Source organism: Microbacterium sufflavum (genome assembly GCF_023101165.1).
Taxonomy (GTDB): Bacteria; Actinomycetota; Actinomycetes; order Actinomycetales; family Microbacteriaceae; genus Microbacterium; species Microbacterium sufflavum.
In genome coordinates, this window is sequence record NZ_CP078076.1 from 2491284 (window position 1) to 2516319 (window position 25036).

A 25036-nucleotide genomic window follows, 5' to 3' on the forward strand; every position below is an offset into this window, starting at 1 on the left:
GTCCGCGCCCGTAAACTGGGGAGTCTATGAACCCCGAAACGCTCGCCTCCGCCATCCTCGCCGTCCTCGCACCGATCGCCGAGGCTCGACGTCCCGGCGAGCCGCTCGGGGTCACCGCCGCCGACGTGGTGCTGGAGCGTCCGCGCAACCGCGACCACGGCGACTGGGCCTCCAACATCGCGATGCGCCTGGCGAAGCCGCTCGGCACCAACCCGCGCGAGCTGGCGCAGGAGATCGCCGACGGACTCGTCCGCGTCGACGGGGTCGCGAGCGCCGAGGTCGCCGGTCCCGGGTTCCTCAACATCCGTCTCGACGCGGCCGCGGCCGGCGCGCTCGCGAAGGTCATCGTCGACGCCGGTCCCGCGTACGGCACCAACTCCTCGCAGGAGGGCGTGAGCGTCAACGTCGAGTTCGTCTCGGCCAACCCCACGGGTCCGCTGCACATCGCGCACACGCGCTGGGCCGCCCTGGGCGACGCGATCGTGCGCCTGCTGCTGGCGAGCGGCGCCCACGCGGTGCGCGAGTACTACATCAACGACGCCGGCGTGCAGATGGACCGCTTCGCGGGCTCGGTGCTCGCCGCCGCGAAGGGCGAGCCGACCCCCGAGGGCGGCTACCCCGGCGAGTACATCACCACGCTCGCCGGCCGCGTGCTCGAGGCCCGCCCCGACCTGCTCGACCTCCCCGAGGCCGAGCAGCTCGACGTCGCCCGCGAGCTGGCGTACGAGTACCAGCTCGCCGAGATCACGCACTCGCTCGACCGCTTCAACGTGCCGTTCGACGTGTGGTTCTCCGAGCGCACGCTGCACGCGAAGGACGCGTCGGGCCTGAGCCTGATCGACCGTGCCGTCGACCGCCTCCGCGAGCAGGGGCACGTGTTCGACCAGGACGGCGCGGTGTGGGTGCGCACGACCGACTTCGGCGACGACAAGGACCGCGTGATCCGCCGCTCGAACGGCGAGTACACGTACTTCGCCGCGGATGCCGCGTACTACCTCGACAAGGGCGACCGCGGCTTCCGCGACAAGATCTACCTCCTCGGCGCCGACCACCACGGCTACGTGCACCGCCTCAAGGCGGTCGCCGGTGCCGCGGGGGAGGACCCGGAGAAGAACGTCGAGGTGCTGATCGGCCAGATGGTGTCGATCAACGGCGCCCGCCTGAGCAAGCGCGCGGGCAACATCATCGAGATGGACGACCTGCTCGACTGGCTCGGCACCGACGCGCTGCGCTACTCGCTGGAGCGCTCGCCCGCCGACTCGCCGCTCGACCTCGACCCCGAGCTGCTGCAGAAGCGCACCAACGACAACCCGGTGTTCTACGTGCAGTACGCCCACGCGCGCACGCACAACGTGGCCCGCAACGCCGCCGACTCCGGTGTCGACCGCTCCGAGTTCGCGCCGGAGACGCTGACGCACGAGAGCGAGGCCGCCCTGCTGGGCGCGCTGCAGGAGTTCCCGCGCATCGTGGCGTTCGCCGCTCAGGTGCGCGAACCCCACCGCGTGGCCCGCTACCTGGAGGAGCTCGCGGGCCTGTACCACCGCTGGTACGACAACTGCCGCGTGATCCCGCTCAGCGACGACCCGGTCGAGAGCGTGCACCGCACCCGCCTGTGGCTGAACGACGCCGCCGGTCAGGTGTTCCGCAACGGCCTCGGGCTGCTGGGCGTCTCGGCTCCCGAGCGCATGTGACCGGCCGCCCGTGCGGCAGGATGACACCATGAGCGACGACAACCACACGCTGCCGTACCCCGAGCCGTCGCGGGAGCACCCGACACTGGTGATCCCCGACGCGGCGGCGCCGCAGCCGGAGAAGGCCAGGCGACGGCCGCGGTGGCCGTGGGTCGTGCTGATCGTGGTCGTGGTGCTCGCGGTGCTCGTCGTGGCGGCGGAGCTCATCGCCCGCGCCGTGCTTCCCGGCGTGGTGCGGTCGATCGTGATCGAGCAACTCGACCTCCCGGCGGATCAGCAGCTCGACGTGGAGACCACGGGCCTGCTCCTGCCGCAGCTCATCGGCGGACGCCTCGACACGTTGCACCTGTCCACCGACGCGGTGACCCTGGAGGGCATCACCGGTGCGGCCGACGTGACCGCGACCGGCGTGCCCCTGCGCGGCGGCGAGCTCGGCGGCGCCGACGGCACGATCCGCATCGACCAGGAGCAGTTCACGGCGCTGCTGGCCACGACCGACCTCCCGGTGGATTCCGTCGAGCTGGACGAGCCGAATGCCACGCTGGGCGGCTCCTTCGACGTGCTGGGCACCGCGGTGCCGGTGTCGATCACGCTCACCCCGGGCGCGGTCGACGGCGATCTGGAGCTGACCCCCGTGGCGGCGAGCGTCGGCGGGATCGACATCGACCTGTCCCGCGTCGGCTCGTCCCTGGGCGGACTGGGCGAGGGCCTCACGGAGCCGCGTCGCGTCTGCATCGCGGATCAGCTGCCGGCCGGGCTCACCCTCACCGGGCTGCAGATCTCCGGTGATGCCGCCGTGATCGACGTGGATGTCGACGGCGCGATCGTCACCGACGAGGCGCTGCAGGAGAAGGGCACCTGCCCGCGCTGACCGGCTACCCCGCCTCGGCGCGCGGTCCGTCCATCCGGGCCCGCAGGAGCTCGGCGAGCCACTGCGGCCGCTGCAGCGGGATGCCGTGGCCACAGCCGTCGACCGTGACCAGCGTGCTGCCGGGGAGCGCACGGTGCAGTGCCGCGGCGGAACGGTGCATGAGCTTCTTCTCTTTCTGTCCGACGAGGACGAGCGCCGAGCCGGGGAACTGCGACCACGCGGGCGGCGGCGCGAAGCGCAGGTTCTCCGCCACCGCGGTCACCAGGGTCTCGCGCGAGATGCCGGCCGAGGTGCGCAGGTAGGAGGGGAGCAGGTCGTCGGGCACGAACAGCTCCCGCGCCTGCAGCCGGGCGAAGCGCTCGTTCTTCGCCAGCCCGGCGGTCGCCCGCAGGAGCGCGAGGGTCGGGCCGATCGCGCGCGCCGGTTCCGCCTGGGCGCTGATCACCACCGCGTCGGACACCAGGTCGGGGCGCTGCGCGGCGAGCAGCACGGTCAACTGTGCGCCGAGCGAGAACCCGACCACGGTCGCGGGGGCGGACTCGTGCTCCAGGATCCGGGCGAGCGCGTCGACGGTCGCGGCGTGCGACTCGTACGGCTCGCTCGCACTCGCGCCGTGGCCGGGCAGGTCGGGCACGATCACCCGCTGCTGCTCGCCGAGCCGGGCGCGCACCGGGTCCCACATCCACCCGGCGACCCCGCCGCCGTGCAGCAGAAGAAGGGGTCGTGTGCCGGCCGGGCCGGAAGTCTCGTGGTGCACGTCACTGCCTCTCGAACGTGGCCGCCATGCGGCCGATGGTGTCGATCGTGCTCTCCAGTCGATCGCGATTGAGGGGGCCGAGCAGCCGCGCGGCCGACAGCAGGCCGAGCGTGGCGCTCGACAGGGCGAGGGCGAGCGACTCCGGCGCCACGTCGGCGACGACGACCCCGCGTCGCTGCAGGTCGTGCACCCACGCGATCACGCGCTCGTGTCGTTCCCGGTACCGTCCGTCCTGCTCCTCCGCGACGTGCGCCCCGAGCACGCCGGTGTTGTCGAGGAACGCCGCGGTCATCAGCTCGTCGTCGAGCAGCGCGCGGGCGGTCGCACGATATGCGGCGGCGAGCGAGGGGTGCGCGCCGAGCTCCTGCTCCACGCGCGCGGCGATGCGGGCGTTGCCGCGCTGCAGCAGGGCGTCGCGCACGTCGCGCTTCGACGTGAACTCCCGGTACACGGAGCCCTTCGCGATCCCCGCGTCCTCCGCGACCGCGGCGATGCTCATGGCGTCGAAGCCGCGGGCGAGCACGAGCCGCTCGGCCGCGTCGAGGATGCGGTCGCGGCGGTGGGGGATGAGCGGTCTAGGCATCCGCCCGCCCGTCGAGGTGTTCGAGCAGCGCCGCGGTGACGACGTCGGGACGATCGCGCTGCACCCAGTGACCGGCGCCGGGGACCACGACCAGACGGGCGTCGGGCAGCAGGCGCGCGGCGGTGCGGATGCGGTCGAGGGGCACGCCGGAGTCGCGGTCGCCGTGCACCAGCAGCGTCGGCGTGTGCACGGACGGCAGCCGGTCGGTGTACACCGTGCGCAGTCGGTTCCACCGCACCTGGTCGCGCTGCCACTCGCCGAACGTCGCGAGCCCGGTGCCGGTGGCGGCCTCGGCGAGCACGGCATCGACGAGCCCGGGCGTGCGCGCCTCGGGGTCGCGCACCAGATCGGCGAGACCCTTCTCCATCGCGGTGGCGTTGCGCGCGTACGAGCGCGTCATCGCGGAGAGCAGGCCGGAGCGCAGCAGCAGGAAGGTGGAGAAGTGGGTGAGGGCGCCGAGTGGACCGTCTGCCAGCCGCGGCATCAGCCCGTAGCAGCCGAGCAGGGCGGCCGCGCGTGCTTGCCCGGGGCGGTCGAGGAGGTGCCCGACGGTCAGACCACCGCCGAGGGAGAGCCCCGCGACGGCGTAGTCGCTCAGGCGCAGCGCGTCGACGAGCTCGCCCACGTATTGCACCAGCCGCTCCTGCGTGAGCCTCCACTCCGGACGGGGACTGCGCCCGAAGCCGGGGTGGTCCGGCGCGAGGACCCGGTGCCCGGCGGCGGCGAGCTGCGGGCCGATTCCGCCCCAGGAGAGCTCGGCGCTGTCGGCTCCGCCGCCGTGCAGCAGCAGGAGGGGCGAGCCGGATTCGTGCGTCGGGGTCCATTCGCACAGTGAGACCTCGGCGCCGGGGAGGCTGATGCGCGTCCGCGTGGGAGTCATGCGTGTCCTCTCGTTGTGACCAAACTAGCAGTTCTGGTCACAACGAGGGTCGCGCGGTCAGCGCTCCTCGTGCGCGGCGCCGGTCCCGGCCTCCTCTGCGGCGGCGCGCTGGGCCTCGCGCAGCTCCGCGGTCGCCACCTGCACGTCCACCTCGGCGCGCTGCAGCCGGCGTTGCACGAACGTCCGTGCGCCGAATCGCTCATGCAGCCGGTCCTTGCGCTCCTCCTCGGCGGTGACGATGTACGCGCAGGCCACCAGGATCACCTGCGTCGACAGGTTGAGCCAGATCAGCAGGGCCAGCAGCGAGGCGAACGACGCCAGCAGCGGGTTGCTCGTGGCACCGCCCACGAACAGGCCGGACAGCTCCTGCAGCACGATGAGACCGAATGCCCCGAGCAGCGCCCCCGCCCACAGCGACCGCGCCGCGGGGCGCACCCCGGACAGCAGGAGGAACGCGCCGACGATGAGCGCGGCGTCGAGCGCGAACACCACCACGAGCGACAGCAGCCGCACCGTCACGGCGACCGCGGGGGAGTCCGACGGCAGACCGAGGAGGTCCGCGACCCACGTGGCGCCGAGCTGCCCGATGAACGTCAGCGCGGCCGCGAGCACGAACGCCACGCCGACGCCGAGTCCGAGGAGCAGGTTGCGCACGATCACCCAGATCCACAGGATGTCGGACTGCACGGTCCCGGCGATCACGCGGATGGCCGTGCGCAGCGAGCCGATGGCCCCGAGCGCCGCGCCGATCAGCGCGACCAGGGAGACCAGCCCGGCGACGGAGAGCGACGCCGGGGCGCGGAGGTCCTTCGCATCGATCACGCCGTCGTCGCCGATCAGTCCGGGCACGGCGGCCTGCACCGCGTCGATGATCGCGCGCCACGCGTCGGGGTTGCCCGCGAGCCACAGTGCCGCGATCGAGAATCCGAGCAGCACGCCAGCGAACACGCTGAACAGTGCACGGTAGGTGACGCTGTCGGCCAGCATCGGGCCGCGGCGCTCGGAGTACAGCAGGGCCGCGCGGACGGGGCGACGCGCGAGGGCCCAGGCGATGACGGGTCCTGTGATGCGCGCGACGAGTCCGGGCCGCGACGGCCCGTCGGATCGGGTGTGAGCGTCTGTTGCGTCGGTGTCTGCCACGCCCCCACCCTAGGAGAGCCGCGACGGGGGTCCCCAGGGGCTTGACGCGGGCTGTCACCGTGCGCAGGCGGATCGGGGCGTTGCCCTAGAATCGGGGGCAACTCGATGTGCGCCCTCCGCCCGAGACCCGACCCACGATTGGTGCTCCGTGCTTGCTCCTGCCGACTCGCTCGCCCCGGAATGGCTCCTCGTCCCCGATGACCCGAACGATCTCGCGAGCGGTGTGTGGCCGGCGTCGGCCCGCCGTGACGACGACGGAGCCCTCGTGCTCGCCGGTGTGCGCGCCACCGAGCTCGCCCGCACCTACGGCACCCCGGTCCTGGTGCTCGACGAGGACGAGGTCCGCACCAGGGCCCGTGCCTTCCGGGTGGCGTTCGACCGGGCCGCGGCGGAGCACGGCACCACGGCGCAGGTGTACTACGCGGGCAAGGCGTTCCTGAGCACGACCATCGCCCGGTGGGTCGTCGACGAGGGGCTCCGCGTCGACGTGTGCACGGGCGGCGAGCTCGCGGTGGCCCTGGCCGCCGGTGTCGCGCCCGCGTCGCTCGGCTTCCACGGCAACAACAAGTCGGTCGCCGAGCTGGAGCGCGCGGTGCAGGTGGGCGTCGGCACGATCGTGGTCGACAGCGCGATCGAGATCGAGCGGCTGGCCGCGATCACGGCCCGCACCGATGCGGTGCAGCGGGTCATGGTGCGCGTCATCAGTGGCGTGCACGCCGAGACCCACGACTTCCTCGCGACCGCCCACGAAGACCAGAAGTTCGGCTTCCCCCTCGCCGAGGCCGAGGTCGCCGTCGCCCGCATCCGCGAGATCCCCGGGCTGGAGTTCGCCGGTCTGCACTGTCACATCGGTTCGCAGATCTTCGGCGTCGCCGGGTTCCGCGAGTCGGCGTCGCGCGTGCTCGAGCTGCATGCGGCGCTCCTGGAGCACGGACCCGTCCCGCAGCTCAACCTCGGCGGCGGCTTCGGCATCGCGTACACCCGGGTCGACGACCCCACGCCGATCGATGAGCTCGCTGGGGCCATCGTGGCCGCGGTCGCCGAGGGCTGCGCGGCCAGGGGCATCCCCGTGCCCGCGCTGTCGTTCGAGCCGGGCAGGGCCATCATCGGCACGGCCGGAGTGACCCTGTACGAGGTCGGCACCACGAAGGACGTGACGATCGCCTCCGGGGCCACCCGCCGCTACGTCAGCGTGGACGGCGGGATGAGCGACAACGCCCGCACCGCCCTGTACGGCGCCAGCTACTCGGCGCGGCTGGCATCGCGCACGGGGGAGGGCGAGCCGCAGCTGAGCCGCGTCGTCGGCAAGCACTGCGAGTCGGGCGACATCGTGGTCGACCACGAGTACCTTCCCGCCGACCTCGCACCGGGCGACCTGCTGGCCGTTCCGGCGACGGGTGCCTACTGCGCCTCGCTGTCGAGCAACTACAACCACGTCCCGCGACCGCCGATAGTGGCGGTGCGCGACGGCCGTTCGCGGGTGATCGTCCGCGGCGAGACCGTCGACGACCTGCTGGCCCGCGATGCGGGCATCGACGGGGCCGACGCCCCCGAGGGAGACCGATGACCCACCCCCTGAAGGAGCACGCATGACTGACTACCGACGACTTCGCGTGGCGCTGCTGGGCGCCGGAGCGGTCGGCTCCCAGGTGGCGGCGCTGCTGCTGCGTCACGGCGACGAGCTCGCCGATCGCGCGGGAGCCGCCCTCGAGCTCGCGGGCATCGCGGTGCGCGATGTGGACGCCCCGCGCGACGTGGAGCTGCCGAAGGAGCTGTTCACGACCGACGCCGAGTCGCTCATCCTCGGCGCCGACATCGTGATCGAGCTGATCGGCGGGATCGAGCCGGCGCGCTCCAACATCCTGCAGGCGATCGGCTCCGGTGCCGACGTCGTCACCGCGAACAAGGCGCTGCTGGCGACGCACGGGCCCGAGCTGTTCGAGGCGGCCGACCGCGTGGGCGCCTCGGTGTACTACGAGGCCGCCGCGGCCGGTGCCATCCCGATCATCCGGCCGCTGCGCGACTCGCTCGCGGGCGACCGCGTGGTGCGGATCATGGGCATCGTGAACGGCACCACGAACTACATCCTCGACCGGATGGACACCGAGGGGGCCGACTTCGCCGACGTGCTCGCCGATGCGCAGCGCCTGGGATACGCCGAAGCCGACCCCACCGCCGACGTCGAGGGCTACGACGCGGCGCAGAAGGCCGCGATCCTCGCGAGCCTCGCCTTCCACACCGCCGTCCCGCTCGACGCGGTGCACCGCGAGGGCATCACCTCGATCACGGCGTCGATGATCGAGGAGGCGCGCGCGGCGGGCTTCGTGATCAAGCTGCTTGCGGTGTGCGAGCGCATCGAGGCGAACGGTGCCGAGTCGATCTCGGTGCGCGTGTATCCGGCGCTGGTCCCCGCGACCCATCCGCTGGCCTCCGTGCACGGCGCGAACAACGCCGTGTTCGTCGAGGCGGAGGCCGCCGGCTCGCTCATGTTCTACGGCGCGGGCGCCGGCGGCGTGCAGACGGCCTCTGCCGTGCTGGGCGACGTGGTCTCGGCCGCGCGGCGCCACATCGCCGGCGGCGTCGGGGTGGGGGAGTCGACCAGGGCGAACCTCCCCATCGTGCCGATCGGCCACGTCACCACCCGCTACCAGATCACGCTCGAGGTCTCCGACGCGCCGGGCGTGCTCGCGACGGTCGCGGGCATCCTCAGCGACGGCGGCGTCTCGGTCGCGACGGTCGTGCAGACCGTCGAGGGTGAGGACGAGCCGACCGCCCGCCTCATCATCGGCACGCACCGCGCGACGGAGCAGGCGCTGAGCGACACGGTCGCGGTCCTCGCGGGCAGCGACGTCGTCGCCCGCGTCGTGTCCGTGCTGCGGGTGGAAGGCGAGTGAGCACCGTGGCCGCCCTGGCGCCGGAGGAGCAGCGCTCGATCCTCGGCCGCACGGTCGAGGTCACGGTGCCCGCGACCAGTGCCAACCTGGGCCCCGGGTTCGACACGCTCGGCCTGGCGCTCAGCGTGTACGACCACCTCGAGGTCACCGCCCTGCCGGCCGGACAGCTGGAGATCGAGGTCACGGGGTCGGGCGCGGACGACATCCCGCGCGATGCGTCGAACCTGATCGTGCGCACGGTCGCCTACGTGTTCCAGGACGTCGGACGCCCGGTCCCCGGGCTGCGCATCGTCGCGGAGAACGGGGTGCCGCACGGCCGCGGACTCGGTTCGTCGGGTGCCGCTGTCGCCGCGGGCGTCCTGGCCGCGAAGGGCCTGCTGGCGGGCGACGTGGATCTGTCCGACACCGACCTGCTCCGTCTGGCGACCGAGATCGAGGGTCACCCCGACAACGTCGCCCCCGCGCTGTTCGGCGGGCTCACGATCGCGTGGATGGGCGAGCGCGGACCGCAGCACAAGAAGCTGCTCGTGCACCGGGGCGTCTCGCCGCTCGTGCTCGTCCCCGCCTACACGATGTCGACGTCGCAGGCGCGGTCGCTGCAGCCGCCGCACGTGTCGACGGCCGATGCGGTGTTCAACCTGTCGCGCTCCGCCCTGCTGGTCGCGGCGCTCATGCAGAGCCCTGAGCTGCTGCTCGATGCGACGGCCGACCGGCTGCACCAGGACTACCGCGCCGAGGCGATGCCCGAGACGCAGCGGCTCGTGCAGGCGCTGCGCGCGGCCGGGTTCGCCGCGGTCGTGTCGGGCGCGGGCCCCAGCGTGCTCGTGCTCGCCGACGGCCCGGGCAGCCGTCAGGACGCGGTGGAACTCGCCGATCGTGTGACCGACACCCCGTGGGAGGCGCTGCTGCTCGCCGTCGACGTTCGTGGTGGTACAGTGGGGGATCGAGCGGAGGGCTCCACGTAACGTCGTGAATCTGGCCCCATTGCAACTCTTGCAAGACCCGCACGCAAACCCTTGAGGCACAAGTGCCGAGGCTGGCTGACGCCGAGCGTCAGCCCGTGCGATCGTGCGCAGCACCCGTTGTGCGCGTTCACGCTCATATCCCATGACCTATAAGGGAGTACTCGTGGAGAACCTCTCCGAGACCCAGAACGATCAGGCTGCTCCGGTGGCCGACGCCGTCCAGACCGCGGAGTCCGCGCCGGTGCGCAAGCGCGCTCCGCGCCGGGCGACCACGGCGACCGCCGCCGCGAAGGCCGAGAAGTCGGCCGAGGAGTCGGCCGCGGCACCCGCCGAGGCCGAGTCCGGCGAGGCAGCGCCCAAGGCGAAGGCCCCGCGCCGCTCGCGGGCGAAGAAGACCGATGCCGATGCCCCGGCCGCCGAGGCGACGGAGGCTCCCGCGGCGAGCGAGGCTCCGGCTGCCGCCGAGGCGCCCGCCGAGGCGCCCAAGACGGGTCGCGGTCGTCGCACCAAGAAGACCGAGTCCGAGGCGCCCGCCGCCGAGCAGGGCGAGGGCGCCGCCGCACCGGCATCCGCCGACGCCCCGAGCGGCGCCGCGGAGACCGCTCCGCAGGCTGACGACGCCAAGGGAGACGACACCCGCGCCGAGCGCCCCAAGAACAACGGTCGCGGCAACCGCCGTGCCGAGGCGGCCGAGGGTGGCGACGACGCCGGCCAGGACGCGCCGTCGAAGGACTCCTCCTCCGACGCCGACGGCGGCGAGGAGCAGGGCGGCCGTGGGCGCAGCCGGAGCCGCAACCGCAACCGTGGCCGCGGTCAGGGCGGCGGCGGCCAGGAGCAGCAGCCCGCCGCGTCGGACGACGACCAGGCGAACGGCAACGGCCGCAACCGCCAGCGCAACAAGCGCCGCGGGGGCACGCCGGTCGACGAGTTCGAGACCGAGATCGGCGAGGACGACGTCCTGATCCCGATCGCGGGCATCCTCGACGTGCTCGACAACTACGCGTTCGTGCGCACCACCGGCTACCTCGCCGGCCCGAGCGACGTCTACGTCTCGCTCGGCCAGGTCAAGAAGTACAACCTGCGCAAGGGTGACGCCGTCGTCGGCTCCATCAAGCAGCCGCGCGAGGGCGAGCAGCAGGGGCGTCAGAAGTACAACGCGCTCGTGAAGGTCGACTCGATCAACGGCCTCTCGGTCGACGACGCCGCGACCCGCGTGGAGTTCGGCAAGCTCACGCCGCTCTACCCGCAGGAGCGCCTGCGCCTGGAGACCGCGCCCGAGAAGCTGACGCAGCGCATCATCGACCTCGTCGCGCCGATCGGCAAGGGCCAGCGCGGCCTGATCGTCGCGCCGCCCAAGGCCGGCAAGACGATCGTCCTCCAGCAGATCGCCAACGCGATCGCGCAGAACAACCCCGAGGTGCACCTGATGGTCGTGCTCGTCGACGAGCGCCCCGAAGAGGTCACCGACATGGAGCGCACCGTGAAGGGCGAGGTCATCGCCTCGACCTTCGACCGCCCCGCGGAAGACCACACCACGGTCGCCGAGCTCGCGATCGAGCGCGCCAAGCGCCTGGTCGAGCTGGGCCGCGACGTGGTCGTGCTGCTCGACTCCATCACGCGCCTCGGCCGTGCCTACAACCTGGCCGCCCCCGCGTCGGGTCGCGTGCTCACGGGTGGGGTCGACGCGTCGGCGCTGTACCCGCCGAAGCGCTTCTTCGGCGCCGCGCGCAACATCGAGAACGGCGGATCCCTCACGATCCTCGCCACCGCTCTCGTCGAGACCGGCTCCAAGATGGACGAGGTCATCTTCGAGGAGTTCAAGGGCACCGGCAACAGCGAGCTGCGGCTGTCGCGTGCTCTCGCCGACAAGCGCATCTTCCCGGCGGTCGACGTGAACGCGTCGAGCACCCGCCGCGAGGAGATGCTGCTCTCGGCCGACGAGGTCAAGATCACCTGGAAGCTGCGTCGCGCCCTCGCCGGCCTCGACCAGCAGCAGGCTCTCGAGGTCGTGCTCGGCAAGCTCAAGGAGACCCACTCCAACGTGGAGTTCCTGGTCCAGATGCAGAAGTCGATCCCGACGCTGCCCTCGGGCGCGCACGGGCACGACAACAACATCCGCTGAGACGCGACGTGTTCGAGTCCGTCCAGACTCTGATCGACGAGCATCGCCGGGTGCAGGAGGAGCTCTCCGACCCGGCGGTGCACGCCGACGCCGCCCGCGCCAAGCGCGTCAACCGCCGCTACGCCGAGCTGTCGCGCATCGTCGCGGCGCACGAGGCGTGGACGGCGGCGGTCGACGACCTGGAGGCGGCGAGGGAGCTGGCGCGCGAGGACGAGGCGTTCGCCGCCGAGGTCCCCGCGCTGGAGGAGGGCGTGCAGGCCGCGCAGGAACGCCTGCGCCGACTGCTCATCCCGCGCGACCCCGACGACGCCCGCGACGTGATCATGGAGATCAAGGCGGGGGAGGGCGGTGCCGAGTCGGCGCTGTTCGCCGCCGACCTGCTGCGCATGTACATCCAGTACGCCGCGTCGAAGGGCTGGAAGACCGAGCTGCTGGAGCGCAACGAGTCCGACCTCGGCGGCTACAAGGATGTGCAGGTCGCGATCAAGGGCTCCTCGTCCGATCCGGCCCAGGGCGTGTGGGCGCACCTCAAGTACGAGGGCGGCGTGCACCGCGTGCAGCGGGTACCGGCGACGGAGTCCCAGGGCCGCATCCACACCTCCACCACCGGGGTGCTGGTCTTCCCGGAGGTCGATGAGCCGGAGGAGATCCACATCGACCAGAACGACCTGAAGATCGACGTGTTCCGCTCTTCGGGCCCCGGGGGGCAGTCCGTCAACACGACCGACTCGGCGGTGCGCATCACCCACGTGCCGACCGGCATCGTCGTGTCGATGCAGAACGAGAAGTCGCAGCTGCAGAACCGCGAGGCCGCGATGCGGGTGCTCCGTGCGCGGCTGCTGGCGAAGCAGCAGGAGGAGCTCGACGCGGCGGCCTCGGATGCGCGCAAGTCGCAGATCCGCGGCATGGACCGCTCCGAGCGGATCCGCACGTACAACTTCCCGGAGAACCGGATCGCCGACCACCGCACCGGCTTCAAGGCATACAACCTCGACCAGGTGATGGACGGCGCGCTCGATCCGATCATCGAGAGCGCGATCGCGGCCGATGAGGAGGCGCGGCTCGCCGCGGTGGGATCCGATTCCTGAGTGCGGCCTCTCGGTGCCGCTATGCTCGGCCCCGTGATCACCCTCCTGTTCCGCGCTCTCCTGTATCTGGTGTCGGCGGGCCTCGGTCTGCTCGCGGCCGACGTGCTGCTCGACGGTTTCCAGATCCAGTGGAGCCAGTGGTGGGGCTTCGTGGTGTGCATCCTCGTGTTCGCGGTGCTGCAGACGGTGCTGTCACCGTGGGTCAGCAGGCTCGCGGATCGCTACGCGCCGGTGCTGATGGGCGGCATCGGGATCGTGTCGACCTTCATCGCGCTCCTGGTCGTCGTGCTGCTCCCGATCGGCGGTCTGCGCATCACCGACCTGACCGGCTGGCTGCTGGGGTCGGTGATCGTGTGGCTGGTCACGGCCGTCGGTAGCGTGCTGCTCCCGTGGCTGTTCCTGCGGCGCCGACTCGAGGCGCGCGGCGCGAGGCGTGGGCCCCGTGCCGGGCGTCAGATGGAGTAGTCGGGGGCGGTCAGCAGGGCCCTGGTGTCCTCGCCTGCGGTGCGCTGGCGCGGCTTTGCCGGCACACCCACCAGCACGCTGTCCGCGGGGGCGTCCTTCGTGACGACCGCGTTCGCCCCGATGACGCAGCGGTCGCCGACCGTCACCGGGCCGAGGATCTTCGCGCCGGCTCCGACCGCGACGCCGTCGCCGAGCGTCGGGTGCCGCTTGCCGACGTCGCGGGTGCGTCCGCCCAGGGTGACCCCGTGGTACATCAGCACGTCGTCGCCGATCTCCGCGGTCTCGCCGATCACGATGCCCATGCCGTGGTCGATGAAGAAGCGCCGGCCGATGCGCGCGCCGGGGTGGATCTCCACGCCGGTGAGCCAGCGCGACAGCTGCGACCCCGCGCGGGCGAGCAGCCGCAGCCGTCGACGCCACAGTGCGTGCGAGACCCGGTGCGCCCAGATGGCGTGCAGGCCCGGGTAGAGCAGGGCCACTTCGAGCGATGTGCGCGCGGCGGGGTCGCGGAGGCGTGCGGCGGCGATGTCCTCGCGCATTCGCGCGATCAGTCCCATCGGCGGTCTCAGTCTTCGCGCAGGTCCTCGAACAGCGCGGTGGAGAGGTAGCGCTCACCGGTGTCGGGGATGATCACGACGATCGTCTTGCCGGCGTTCTCTGGTCGCGCGGCGACCGTCAGCGCGGCCGCGACCGCGGCACCGGACGACATGCCGACCAGCAGGCCCTCCTTCGCCGCGAGCTCGCGCGCGACCCGCAGCGACTCGTCGAACTCCGCCGTCATGACCTCGTCGAGCACCTCGCGGTCGAGCACGTCGGGGACGAAGTTCGGGCCGATGCCCTGGATCTTGTGGGGGCCGGGGTGCCCCTCGGTCAGCACGGGGGAGTCCTTGGGCTCGACGGCGATGACCTGCACGCCGGGCTTCGCCGCCTTGAGCGCCTGCCCGGTGCCGGTCACCGTGCCTCCCGTGCCGACGCCGGCGATGAAGATGTCGACCGCGCCGTCGGTGTCGCGGAGGATCTCCTGCGCCGTCGTCTCGCGGTGGATCTGCGGGTTGGCGGGGTTCTCGAACTGGCGGATCCAGATCGCGCCGGGGGTCTCGTCGACGATGCGCTTGACCTCTTCGATCGCCCCCTTCATGCCCTTCGTGGGGTCGGTGAGCACGATCTCGGCGCCGAACGCCTTGAGCAGCACCCGGCGCTCCTTCGACATCGACGCGGGCATCGTGAGGATCACGCGGTAGCCGCGGGCCGCGCCGACCATGGCGAGGGCGATGCCGGTGTTGCCGCTGGTGGACTCGACGATCGTGCCGCCCGGCTTCAGCTCTCCCGACGCCTCGGCCGCGTTGATCATGGCGATGCCGATGCGGTCCTTGACGCTGGAGGCCGGGTTGTAGAACTCGAGCTTCGCGAGCACGGTGGCCCCGAGTCCGTCGGTCACCCGGTTCAGGCGCACGAGCGGGGTGTTGCCGAAAGCGGTGGTGATGTCGGAGTGGATGCCGGGCATGGGTGAGGCCTTCCTTCACGGGTCGCTGCGGCTCCCAGCCTACGGGAGCGGCCTGTGGGGGAGGGCAATATGACGGGTACGGGCGCTCTACGCTGGAGGCATGCCCGACTCCTCGCTCGCCGCCGTCGTGCGCGCCGCCGCGCAGAGCCTCGCCGATGCCGGTGTCCCCGATCCGCTCGTGGACGCGGAGCTCCTGGCCGCCCACGTGCTCGACCGGCGGCGGGGCGAGGTGCAGGCGGCGATCGTGCGGGGCGACCGCATCGACGAGGAGCAGCAGGCCGCGCTGACCCGCCTGGTGTCCCGTCGCGCCGGGCGGGAGCCGCTGCAGCACCTCACGGGTGTCGCGCCGTTCCGGCACCTGGAGCTGTCGGTGGGCCCCGGGGTGTTCATCCCGCGGCCGGAGACCGAGACCGTCGCCCAGTTCGCGATCGACGCCCTGCTGAACTCGGGCGAGGCCGCCCCGGTCGGCGTCGACCTGGGCACGGGCAGCGGCGCGATCGCCCTGGCGATGGCGACCGAGGTGCCGCACGCGCGGATCTTCGCCGCGGAGCTGTCCGAGGAGGCCCACGCCTGGGCGGCACGCAACGTCGCCGGCACCGGCAACCTCACGCTCGTGCTGTCCGACCTGGCCGAGGCGTTCCCCGAGCTCGACGGCACCGCCAGCGTGGTCATCTCGAATCCGCCGTACGTCCCCGATGCCGCGGTGCCGCGCGACCCCGAGGTGCGCCTGTTCGATCCGGCGCTCGCGCTGTACGGCGGCGCGGACGGGCTCGACGTCGTGCGGGTGCTGAGCGACCGGGCGCTGCGTCTGCTCCGCCCGGGGGGCGTGCTGGTGATCGAGCACGGGGAGCTGCAGGGCGCGGAGATCCGCGAGCTGCTCACGGCGGACGGCTGGCGCGCCGCGGCCACGCACCGCGATCTGACGCTGCGCGACCGTGCGACCACCGCGATCCGGCCCTGATCAGGGGTCTCCGAGCATCTCCGACGTCCGTCCCGCATAGAATCGAACCGTCATGTCCCCCATCTTCGACTGCCGCGACGAGGCGCAGCTGCTCGCCGGAATGCGCAATGCGCGCCAGGCGATCGGCCGCGGCGACCTCATCGTCATCCCCACCGACACCGTGTACGGCGTCGCCGCCGACGCGTTCTCGCCGACGGCGGTGCAGCGTCTGCTCGACGCGAAGGGTCGAGGGCGCGATCAGCCGCCGCCCGTGCTGATCGGCAGCAAGGAGACCCTGACGGCCCTGGCCGAGTCGGTTCCGGAGCCGGTGCAGCGCCTCGTCGACGCGTTCTGGCCCGGCGGGCTGACCATCGTGCTCCCCGCGCAGCCGTCGCTGGTGTGGGACCTGGGGGAGACCCAGGGGACCGTCGCCGTGCGCATGCCGGAGGGCCGCGTGGTCCTGGAGCTGCTGGCCGAGACCGGGCCGCTCGCCGTGTCCAGTGCGAACCTCACGGGACGGGACGCGGCGATCTCCGCGCTCGACGCCGAGAAGATGCTCGGCGACAGCGTGGCGGTGTACCTCGCCGACGGCATGAGCGCGAACGGCATCGCCTCGACCATCGTCGACGCGACCTCGCTCGTGCGTCGCGGCGCCGACGACGGCGAGGGGGTCGTGCGGATCCTGCGGCACGGCGTCGTCACGCGCGAGCAGCTGCACGAGGTCCTGGGCGAGCTGCTCGAGCCGGAGCAGCAGCAGGAGCAGGACGGGGATTCGTGAAGCAGTACCTCTTCACGATCATCGTCACCGCCGCCATCACCTTCGTGCTGACGTGGGCGGTGTGGCGGCTGAGCCTCCGCTTCAAGCTGTACCCGGGCATCCGCGAGCGCGACGTGCACACCACGCCCACCCCGCGGCTGGGCGGCGTGGCCATCTTCCTCGGCATCGTCGCGGCGTTCGCGGTGTCGGCCGCCAACCCGTTCTTCCAGAGCATCTGGACGCCTCCGCAGACCATGTGGGCGATCCTCGCGGCCTCGCTGCTGATCGCGGTGATCGGCGTCGTCGACGACCTGTGGGACCTCGACTGGATGATCAAGCTCGGTGCGCAGTTCCTGGCCGCAGGCATCATCACGGTCGGCGGGGGACTGCAGATCCTGTCGCTGCCCTTCGGCGACCTGATCGTCGTGTCGAGCTGGCTGAGCATCACCATCACGATGTTCGCGATCGTGATCGTGATGAACGCGGTCAACTTCATCGACGGGCTGGACGGCCTGGTCGCGGGCGTGTGCCTGATCTCGAACGGCGTGTTCTTCGCGTACTCCTACATCTTCACGCGCGACTCCGGCGCCTCCAGCTACTTCAACCTCTCCACGTTCCTCGCGGCGGTGCTGATCGGGGCGTGCCTGGGCTTCCTCCCGCTGAACTGGAGCCCGGCGAAGCTCTTCATGGGCGACTCCGGTGCGCTGGTGCTCGGCCTGCTCATGGCGACGTCCGCGATCGCGATCACCGGGCAGATGGATCCGTCGGCGCTGGAGCCGGATCGCCTCGGCCGGTCGCAGCTCGTCGGCGCGTTCCTGCCGATCCTGCTGCCGCTGCTGGTCGTGCTGCTGCCGCTGCTCGACTTCGGGCTCGCGGTGCTGCGGCGGATGAGCGCGGGCCGGTCGCCGTTCTCGCCCGACCGCAAGCACCTGCACCACCGGATGCTCGACCTCGGCCACCGCGACCGCGACGCCGTCCTCATCTTCTACGCGTGGACGGCTGTGATCTCCCTCGCCGTCCTCCTCATGTACGTCGGTGCGCGAGAGGACTGGCCCGGCCAGTACCTTCCCGGTGTCGGCTTCGGCGTGGTCGGCATCGCCGCCTGCCTCGTCATCACCCTGAGTCCCACCCGCCGCCGCAAGGCGCCGGCGGCCGCTGAACCCGACCCGACCCCCGTGGAGCCCCGATGAGCCCGAGTCCCGTTTCCAGCACGCCGATCCTGCGTCGCACCCTCGTCTGGTCGGCGGTGGCGACCGTCGTGCTGGCGCTGCTCGCCGGCGGCATCGGCTTCGCCGTCGCCCAGGGGGAGGGGCTGGTCAGCGGCCTTCTCGGCGTGCTGCTGGCGGCGCTGTTCCTCGCGATCACGGGTATCAGCATCCTGATCGCGAACCGGTGGTACGGCGACCCGCTGTACGTGCAGCTGTTCTTCGCGATCGTCCTGGGCGGCTGGCTGCTCAAGCTCGGCGTGTTCGTGCTGGTGATGATCCTGCTGTCGGGGCAGCCGTGGCTCGACCCGATGGTGTTCTTCCTCTCGATCGTCGCGGGGGTGGTGATGTCGCTGGTGATCGACGTGGTGGTGCTCACCCAGATGCGCCTGCCGAACGTGAGCGACACCACGCTGCCGACCGAGGTGCCGGAGGACCGCGCGCCCGGCGCCGCGAACGGCGGCTCCACCGGCCCGGCGGACGACGCTCCGCGGTCTTAGGGCACCCTTGGATTCTGATAGTGTGGGGGAGTGCCCGCCGCTCGCCCGCGAGCGCTTGCGCTTGAAGCACACCGACCATCGTCGCCCCGGTTCTGACCGGTGCCCCGAAGCTGGAGCCCGCGCTGTTTAATCTTGCTGCGACCCTGACCCCCCGACTCGCGTCCTCGGATGGCGAGTTCCACGGCCCTTCGATCGACGAGTTCTTCCCGCCGATCCTCTTCCAGGTCGGGCCTCTGCCGGTGACCCGCATCCAGTTGATCCAGCTCCTCTCGGTGATCGCCGTGGTCCTGATCCTCTGGCTGGGCACGCGCCGCATGAAGGTCGTGCCGGGGCGGTTCCAGAGCCTGGTCGAGATGGGCCTCGGCTTCGTCCGCGGCGGCATCGCGCACGACCTCCTCGGCCGCAAGGACGGCGATCGGTTCCTGCCGATCCTCACCACGATCTTCTTCATGGTGCTGTTCATGAACGTCACGGGCATCATCCCGGGGTTGAACATGCCGGGCACCGCGATCATCGCCGTCCCGCTCACCCTCGCCGTGGTCAGCTACGTCACCTTCATCTACGCCGGCATCAAGAAGAGCCCGAAGAACTTCTTCAAGAACGCGCTCTTCCCGTCGGGTGTCCCGTGGCCGGTCTACTTCATCGTCACGCCGATCGAGCTCATCTCGACGTTCATCATCCGCCCGGTGACCCTCACCCTGCGACTGCTGATGAACCTGGTCGTCGGCCACATGATCCTGGTGCTGTGCTTCGCGGCCACCCAGTTCTTCTTCTTCACCGCGGGTGGCGGCTGGGCCGTCCTCGGTATCGGAACCCTCGCCTTCGGCGGCGCCTTCACTCTCTTCGAGATCCTGGTGGCCGTCCTGCAGGCCTACGTCTTCACCGTCCTCACCGCGGTCTACATCCAGCTCGCGGTCGCAGAAGAGCACTGAGCGGGCGGGCAACAGCCCTCCCACCCAACGAAAGGAAAAACCCGTGGACGCAACTACGGTTCTCGCTGAAATCAACGGCCACCTCGCGGCGGTCGGCTACGGCCTCGCAGCCATCGGTCCGGCCATCGGTGTGGGCATCGTCGTCGGCAAGACCATCGAGGGCGTCGCCCGTCAGCCCGAGCTGGCCGGTCGCCTGCAGGTCCTCATGTGGATCGGTATCGCCTTCACCGAGGCGCTTGCGTTCGTCGGCATCGCCGTCGGATTCATCCCCTTCCCGTAATCCCCACCGACTTCTGAAGGAGACAGGATGCTGAACGCTCTTGTCACGAACCTCGCGGCAGCGGAGGGGGAGTCCCCCAATCCGCTGCTCCCCGCGGGGTACGACATCATCTGGTCGGGCCTCTGGTTCCTCATCATCCTCGTCGTCGTGTGGAAGGTCGCCCTTCCCCGTCTGACGAAGATGCTCGACGAGCGGTCCGCCGCCATCGAGGGCAACATCGCCAAGGCCGATGAGGCGCAGAAGCAGGCGGAGGCCGCCCTCGAGGAGTACACCCGCCAGCTCGCCGAGGCGCGCACCGAGGCCGGGGAGATCCGCGAGGCCGCCCGTGAGGACGGCAAGAAGATCATCGCCGAGGCGAAGGAGACCGCAGCCAGCGAGGCTGCGCGTCTGACCGCCACCGCGCACTCGCAGATCGAGGCCGAGCGCCAGACGGCTCTCGTCTCCCTGCGCAGCGAGGTCGGCTCGCTCGCACTCGACCTCGCCGGTGGCGTGGTCGGCGAGACGCTGTCCGACGACGCTCGCGCGGCCGCCGTGGTCGACCGCTTCCTCGCCGATCTCGAAGCATCCGAGAAGGCGGCTCAGTAATGGGCAGCGCGACCGCTCAGGCACTCGCGGCATCCACTCAGGCGCTTGCCGCAGCGAAGGACGTCACCCTCGACACCGCGCGGGAGCTGTTCGTCGCCGCGCGCACCGTGGGCGATTCGTCTCAGCTGAGCGGCGCGCTGGCCGACCCGTCGGCGTCCGTGGAGTCGCGGAAGAACGTCGTCTCCGCGGTGTTCGGCGGGCTCTCGGCGGCGTCTCAGAGCGTTCTGAGCGCAGCCGTGGCGCAGCGCTGGTCGAGCGCCGACGAGCTCGTCGACGGCATCGAGGAGCTCGCGATCCGGTCCGCCGCGATCGCCGAGCCCGGTGTCGACATCGAGGGTGAGCTCTTCGCCTTCGCCCGGCTCGTCGCCGCGAACCCGGAGCTCGAACTCGCTCTGGGCAGCCGCCTCGGGGGAGAGGACGCGAAGGGGGAGCTCGTCGAGCGCCTCCTCGCCGGATCCTCCGCCGGTGCGGCCACCACGCTGATCGTCTCGTCCCTCGTGCGTCGTCCGCGCGAGCGGCGCGTCCGCCAGCTCCTGAACAGGGCCATCCGCTTCGTGTCCGCCCAGCGCGGTCTCGTCGTGGCCACGGTGCACACCGCGACCCCGCTCAGCGATGCGCAGCGCACCCGTCTGAGCGACGCCCTCTCGCGTCGCTACGACGGCGAGGTCTCGCTCAACGTCGTCATCGACCCCGCTGTCGTCGGAGGTCTGCGCGTGCAGATCGCCGATGACGTCATCGACGGCAGCATCTCCGCACGACTCGCCGACCTTCGCCAGAAGCTCGCGGGCTAACACGACTTCGCGCGGGGAACCGCGCACCCAGATACAAAGGGAAGACAATGGCAGAACTATCGATCAGCCCCGACGTCATCCGTGACGCGCTGAAGGACTTCGCCGCCGCATACGAGCCCACCGGCGCCGCTGCGACCGAGGTCGGCACCGTCATCGACGCCGCCGACGGCATCGCGCACGTCGAGGGTCTGCCCGGCGTGATGGCGAACGAGCTCGTCACGTTCGCGGACGGCACCAAGGGCCTGGCCCTGAACCTCGACGAGCACGAGATCGGCGTGGTCGTGCTCGGCGACTTCACCGGCATCGAGGCCGGCCAGGAGGTCACCCGCACGGGTGAGGTCCTCTCGGTCCCCGTCGGTGACGGCTACCTCGGCCGCGTGGTCGACCCGCTCGGCAACCCGATCGACGGTCTCGGCGCGATCGCGACCGAGGGCGTCCGCGAGCTCGAGCTCCAGGCCCCCGGCGTCATGCAGCGCAAGTCGGTGCACGAGCCGATGCAGACGGGCATCAAGGCGATCGACGCCATGATCCCGGTCGGCCGTGGTCAGCGTCAGCTCATCATCGGCGACCGCCAGACCGGCAAGACGGCGATCGCGCTCGACACGATCATCAACCAGAAGGCCAACTGGGAGTCCGGCGACGTCACCAAGCAGGTGCGCTGCATCTACGTCGCGATCGGCCAGAAGGGCTCGACGATCGCCTCGGTGAAGGGCGCGCTCGAGGAGGCCGGCGCCCTGGAGTACACCACGATCGTGGCCGCTCCCGCGTCCGACCCCGCCGGCTTCAAGTACCTGGCTCCGTACACCGGCTCGGCCATCGGCCAGCACTGGATGTACGGCGGCAAGCACGTCCTGATCATCTTCGACGACCTGTCGAAGCAGGCCGAGGCCTACCGCGCCGTGTCGCTGCTGCTCCGCCGTCCGCCGGGCCGCGAGGCGTACCCCGGCGACGTCTTCTACCTGCACTCGCGCCTGCTCGAGCGGTGCGCGAAGCTGTCCGACGAGCTGGGCGCCGGTTCGATGACGGGTCTGCCGATCATCGAGACGAAGGCCAACGACGTCTCGGCGTACATCCCGACCAACGTGATCTCGATCACCGACGGCCAGATCTTCCTCCAGTCCGACCTCTTCAACGCCAACCAGCGTCCGGCGGTCGACGTGGGTATCTCGGTCTCGCGAGTCGGTGGTGACGCCCAGGTCAAGTCGATCAAGAAGGTCTCCGGAACGCTGAAGCTGGAGCTGTCGCAGTACCGTTCCCTCGAGGCGTTCGCGATGTTCGCGTCCGACCTCGACCAGGCGTCGCGTCGTCAGCTCGAGCGCGGTGCCCGTCTGACCGAGCTGCTCAAGCAGCCGCAGTACTCGCCGTACCCCGTGGAGGAGCAGGTCGTCTCGATCTGGGCCGGCACGAACGGCAAGCTCGACAAGATCGAGGTCGAAGACGTGCTGCGCTTCGAGCGCGAGCTGCTCGACTACCTGCGCCGCAACACCAAGGTGCTCGACACGCTGCGCGAGACGAACGTGCTGGACGACGACACGGTCGCCGAGCTCGACAAGCAGACCGACAACTTCCTCCTGGAGTTCCAGGGCGGCAAGGGCCACGCCATCGGCGCCCCCGGCCACGAGGAGCACGCTGCGGCCGAGGCCGACGACGTCAACCAGGAGAAGATCGTCAAGGGTCGTCGCGCGTAATCGCGTGAGGTACTGATTCATGGGCGCTCAACTCAGGGTCTACAAGCAGAAGATCTCTTCTGCTCAGACGACCAAGAAGATCACGAAGGCGATGGAACTCATCGCGGCTTCGCGCATCCAGAAGGCGATGGCACGCGTCAAGGCGTCCACCCCCTTCGCGCGAGCCGTGACGAGGGCCGTGTCCGCCGTCGCGACGCACTCGAACGTCGACCACCCGCTCACGCGTGAGCCCGAGACGATCCGCCGCTCCGCGGTCGTGATCTTCTCGTCCGATCGCGGTCTCGCCGGTGCCTTCAACTCGCAGATCCTCCGTGAGGGTCTCGAGGTGGCGGAGCTGCTGCGCGAGCAGGGCAAGGAGCCGGTGTTCTACCTCATCGGACGCAAGGCGGTGGGCTACTTCCAGTTCCGTCGCATCGAGGCGGCCGCGGAGTGGACCGGCGACACCGACACCCCGTCCTTCCACACCGCGGAGGAGATCTCGCAGACGCTTCTCGAGGCCTTCAACCGCGGTGGCGAGGACGGCGGCGTCGACGAGATCACCCTCGTCTACAACCGCTTCGTCAGCATGATGACGCAGTCGCCGGAGTCCGTGCGCCTGCTGCCGCTGGAGATCGCGGAGGCCGACGACTCGGAGGCGGGCAGCACGGTCTACCCGCTGTACGAGTTCGAGCCGGATGCCGAGACGGTGCTCGACGCGATCCTGCCGGTGTACATCCAGAGCCGCGTCTTCAACGCCCTCCTGCAGTCGTCCGCCGCCAAGCAGGCGGCCACGCAGAAGGCGATGAAGTCGGCCAGCGACAACGCCGACAAGCTCATCACCGACTACACCCGTCTGCGCAACAACGCGCGTCAGGCGGAGATCACGCAGCAGATCGCGGAGATCGTCGGCGGCGCCGACGCCCTCTCGTCGAGCAAATAGACCATCAGGAAAGAGACGAAGAAATGACCACCACCGCCACGGCTGACCAGCCGGCGACCGCGGTCGTCGGGCGCGTCGCGCGCGTCAACGGTCCGGTTGTCGACATCGAGTTCCCGCACGACTCGATCCCCGACATCTACAACGCGCTGAAGACCACCATCGTGATCGGCGAGGAGTCGACCGAGATCACGCTCGAGGTCGCACAGCACCTCGGCGACGACCTGGTGCGCGCCATCGCCCTCAAGCCGACCGACGGCATCGTCCGCGGTCAGGAGGTGCGTGACACCGGTGAGGCCATCTCGGTCCCCGTCGGTGACATCACCAAGGGCAAGGTCTTCAACGTGATCGGCGAGGTCCTCAACGGCGAGCCCGGTGAGACCATCGAGGTCACGGAGCGCTGGCCCATCCACCGCAAGGCCCCGAACTTCGACCAGCTCGAGTCGAAGACCACGATGTTCGAGACGGGCATCAAGTCGATCGACCTCCTCACCCCGTACGTGCAGGGTGGAAAGATCGGTCTGTTCGGTGGCGCCGGCGTCGGCAAGACCGTCCTCATCCAGGAGATGATCCAGCGCGTCGCGCAGGACCACGGTGGTGTGTCGGTGTTCGCCGGTGTCGGTGAGCGCACCCGTGAGGGCAACGACCTCATCCACGAGATGGAGGAGGCGGGCGTCTTCGACAAGACCGCGCTCGTGTTCGGCCAGATGGACGAGCCGCCGGGGACGCGTCTGCGCGTCGCGCTCTCGGCTCTGACGATGGCGGAGTACTTCCGTGACGTGCAGAAGCAGGACGTGCTGCTCTTCATCGACAACATCTTCCGCTTCACGCAGGCCGGTTCCGAGGTCTCCACGCTGCTGGGCCGCATGCCCTCCGCCGTGGGGTACCAGCCGAACCTCGCCGACGAGATGGGCCTCCTGCAGGAGCGCATCACCTCGACGCGTGGTCACTCGATCACCTCGCTGCAGGCGATCTACGTGCCGGCCGACGACTACACCGACCCGGCTCCGGCCACGACCTTCGCGCACCTCGACGCGACGACCGAGCTCTCCCGTGAGATCGCGTCGAAGGGTCTGTACCCGGCCATCGACCCGCTGACCTCGACGTCGCGCATCATGGACCCCCGCTACCTGGGCGAGGACCACTACCGCGTGGCGACCACGGTCAAGCAGATTCTCCAGAAGAACAAGGAGCTGCAGGAGATCATCGCGATCCTCGGTGTCGACGAGCTCTCCGAGGAAGACAAGATCGTCGTGTCGCGCGCACGTCGCATCCAGCAGTTCCTCTCGCAGAACACCTACATGGCGAAGAAGTTCACGGGTGTCGAGGGTTCGACGGTTCCGCTCAAGGAGACCATCGAGTCGTTCGACGCGATCACCCGCGGTGACTTCGACCACGTCGCCGAGCAGGCCTTCTTCAACGTCGGTGGCATCTCCGACGTGGAGGAGCGCTGGGCGCAGATCCAGAAGGAGAACGCCTGAT

Annotated in this window: 25 protein-coding genes; 19 read left to right on the top strand and 6 right to left on the bottom strand. The window is 70.7% G+C overall.

Annotation, left to right across the window (positions count from 1 at the left end; translation table 11 throughout):
- The first annotated feature begins 26 nt into the window (after positions 1 to 26).
- Together argS and KV394_RS12065 are read left to right on the top strand one after the other, a co-directional pair.
- Complete coding sequence (gene argS, locus KV394_RS12060; RefSeq protein WP_136029249.1) at positions 27 to 1691, top strand: arginine--tRNA ligase; 1665 nt, start codon at positions 27 to 29, stop codon at positions 1689 to 1691.
- A 28-nt stretch (positions 1692 to 1719) separates the two neighbouring features.
- On the top strand, positions 1720 to 2562 hold the full coding sequence (locus KV394_RS12065; RefSeq protein WP_247981543.1) for an LmeA family phospholipid-binding protein: 843 nt from the start codon (positions 1720 to 1722) through the stop codon (positions 2560 to 2562).
- Between the two features lie 4 nt (positions 2563 to 2566).
- Here KV394_RS12065 and KV394_RS12070 read toward each other — a convergent pair whose 3' ends face one another.
- The 4 genes from KV394_RS12070 to KV394_RS12085 are packed head-to-tail and all read right to left on the bottom strand — an operon-like array spanning position 2567 to position 5922.
- Positions 2567 to 3319, bottom strand: coding sequence for an alpha/beta fold hydrolase (locus KV394_RS12070; RefSeq protein ID WP_247981544.1), 753 nt, complete (start codon positions 3317 to 3319; stop codon positions 2567 to 2569).
- Position 3320: 1 nt separating this feature from the next.
- Entirely contained in the window at positions 3321 to 3902 is a 582-nt protein-coding gene (locus KV394_RS12075; RefSeq protein ID WP_247981545.1) for a TetR/AcrR family transcriptional regulator, read from the bottom strand.
- The gene (locus tag KV394_RS12080; RefSeq protein ID WP_247981546.1) at positions 3895 to 4782 is read right to left on the bottom strand and encodes an alpha/beta fold hydrolase; all 888 of its coding nucleotides are present in this window, start codon (positions 4780 to 4782) and stop codon (positions 3895 to 3897) included. Before KV394_RS12080 ends, KV394_RS12075 begins: the two co-directional genes overlap by 8 nt.
- A 57-nt stretch (positions 4783 to 4839) precedes the next feature.
- A complete protein-coding gene (locus tag KV394_RS12085) occupies positions 4840 to 5922 on the bottom strand; it encodes a YihY/virulence factor BrkB family protein (protein ID WP_247981547.1) in 1083 nt (360 codons plus the stop codon).
- A 148-nt stretch (positions 5923 to 6070) separates the two neighbouring features.
- Here KV394_RS12085 and lysA point away from each other — a divergent pair, with 148 nt between their 5' ends.
- The 6 genes from lysA to KV394_RS12115 all read left to right on the top strand — a co-directional run bounded on the left by lysA (position 6071) and on the right by KV394_RS12115 (position 13456).
- Positions 6071 to 7489 (top strand): diaminopimelate decarboxylase, encoded by a 1419-nt coding sequence (gene lysA / locus KV394_RS12090; protein WP_247981548.1) that lies wholly within the window; start codon positions 6071 to 6073, stop codon positions 7487 to 7489.
- Positions 7490 to 7511: 22 nt separating this feature from the next.
- Positions 7512 to 8816 (top strand): homoserine dehydrogenase, encoded by a 1305-nt coding sequence (locus KV394_RS12095; protein WP_136029264.1) that lies wholly within the window; start codon positions 7512 to 7514, stop codon positions 8814 to 8816.
- Positions 8813 to 9781 (top strand): homoserine kinase, encoded by a 969-nt coding sequence (thrB, locus tag KV394_RS12100; protein WP_247638649.1) that lies wholly within the window; start codon positions 8813 to 8815, stop codon positions 9779 to 9781. Before KV394_RS12095 ends, thrB begins: the two co-directional genes overlap by 4 nt.
- Positions 9782 to 9923: 142 nt before the next feature.
- Positions 9924 to 11903 (top strand): transcription termination factor Rho, encoded by a 1980-nt coding sequence (gene rho, locus KV394_RS12105; RefSeq protein ID WP_247981549.1) that lies wholly within the window; start codon positions 9924 to 9926, stop codon positions 11901 to 11903.
- Positions 11904 to 11911: 8 nt separating this feature from the next.
- A complete protein-coding gene (gene prfA / locus KV394_RS12110; protein WP_136029266.1) occupies positions 11912 to 12991 on the top strand; it encodes a peptide chain release factor 1 in 1080 nt (359 codons plus the stop codon).
- 33 nt (positions 12992 to 13024) lie between these two features.
- Positions 13025 to 13456: a phage holin family protein gene (locus tag KV394_RS12115; protein ID WP_247981550.1), complete on the top strand. Its 432-nt coding sequence runs from the start codon at positions 13025 to 13027 to the stop codon at positions 13454 to 13456.
- On the opposite strand, the gene epsC is transcribed toward KV394_RS12115, so the two are convergent.
- Together epsC and cysK are read right to left on the bottom strand one after the other, a co-directional pair.
- Positions 13444 to 14013: a serine O-acetyltransferase EpsC gene (gene epsC, locus KV394_RS12120; protein WP_136029271.1), complete on the bottom strand. Its 570-nt coding sequence runs from the start codon at positions 14011 to 14013 to the stop codon at positions 13444 to 13446. The two genes, KV394_RS12115 and epsC, sit on opposite strands and share 13 nt — an antisense overlap.
- A gap of 8 nt (positions 14014 to 14021) precedes the next feature.
- Entirely contained in the window at positions 14022 to 14960 is a 939-nt protein-coding gene (gene cysK, locus KV394_RS12125) for a cysteine synthase A (protein ID WP_247981551.1), read from the bottom strand.
- 100 nt (positions 14961 to 15060) lie between these two features.
- Between cysK and prmC the strand changes: the two genes are divergently transcribed.
- From prmC to atpD, 11 genes are all read left to right on the top strand, one after another.
- Entirely contained in the window at positions 15061 to 15921 is an 861-nt protein-coding gene (prmC, locus tag KV394_RS12130) for a peptide chain release factor N(5)-glutamine methyltransferase (protein WP_136035258.1), read from the top strand.
- A 52-nt stretch (positions 15922 to 15973) separates the two neighbouring features.
- Entirely contained in the window at positions 15974 to 16678 is a 705-nt protein-coding gene (locus tag KV394_RS12135; protein WP_136029277.1) for an L-threonylcarbamoyladenylate synthase, read from the top strand.
- Positions 16675 to 17847, top strand: a complete 1173-nt coding sequence (locus KV394_RS12140; RefSeq protein WP_136029279.1) for an MraY family glycosyltransferase — start codon at positions 16675 to 16677, stop codon at positions 17845 to 17847. The genes KV394_RS12135 and KV394_RS12140 overlap by 4 nt, the downstream gene beginning before the upstream one ends.
- Entirely contained in the window at positions 17844 to 18362 is a 519-nt protein-coding gene (locus KV394_RS12145; RefSeq protein ID WP_136029281.1) for a hypothetical protein, read from the top strand. The genes KV394_RS12140 and KV394_RS12145 overlap by 4 nt, the downstream gene beginning before the upstream one ends.
- 143 nt (positions 18363 to 18505) lie before the next feature.
- The gene (gene atpB / locus KV394_RS12150; RefSeq protein WP_205828218.1) at positions 18506 to 19294 is read left to right on the top strand and encodes a F0F1 ATP synthase subunit A; all 789 of its coding nucleotides are present in this window, start codon (positions 18506 to 18508) and stop codon (positions 19292 to 19294) included.
- 43 nt (positions 19295 to 19337) lie between these two features.
- A complete protein-coding gene (atpE, locus tag KV394_RS12155) occupies positions 19338 to 19574 on the top strand; it encodes an ATP synthase F0 subunit C (protein ID WP_025103147.1) in 237 nt (78 codons plus the stop codon).
- A gap of 27 nt (positions 19575 to 19601) precedes the next feature.
- Positions 19602 to 20159, top strand: coding sequence for a F0F1 ATP synthase subunit B (locus KV394_RS12160; RefSeq protein ID WP_247638651.1), 558 nt, complete (start codon positions 19602 to 19604; stop codon positions 20157 to 20159).
- Complete coding sequence (locus KV394_RS12165; protein WP_136045454.1) at positions 20159 to 20950, top strand: F0F1 ATP synthase subunit delta; 792 nt, start codon at positions 20159 to 20161, stop codon at positions 20948 to 20950. The genes KV394_RS12160 and KV394_RS12165 overlap by 1 nt, the downstream gene beginning before the upstream one ends.
- Positions 20951 to 20997: 47 nt before the next feature.
- Positions 20998 to 22638 carry a F0F1 ATP synthase subunit alpha gene (gene atpA, locus KV394_RS12170; RefSeq protein ID WP_247638653.1) on the top strand — a complete coding sequence of 547 codons (1641 nt, stop codon included), beginning with the start codon at positions 20998 to 21000 and terminating at the stop codon, positions 22636 to 22638.
- Positions 22639 to 22657: 19 nt separating this feature from the next.
- Positions 22658 to 23557 (top strand): F0F1 ATP synthase subunit gamma, encoded by a 900-nt coding sequence (locus KV394_RS12175; protein WP_136029291.1) that lies wholly within the window; start codon positions 22658 to 22660, stop codon positions 23555 to 23557.
- 23 nt (positions 23558 to 23580) lie between these two features.
- Positions 23581 to 25035 (top strand): F0F1 ATP synthase subunit beta, encoded by a 1455-nt coding sequence (gene atpD, locus KV394_RS12180; RefSeq protein WP_136029293.1) that lies wholly within the window; start codon positions 23581 to 23583, stop codon positions 25033 to 25035.
- The last annotated feature ends 1 nt before the right edge of the window (position 25036 follow it).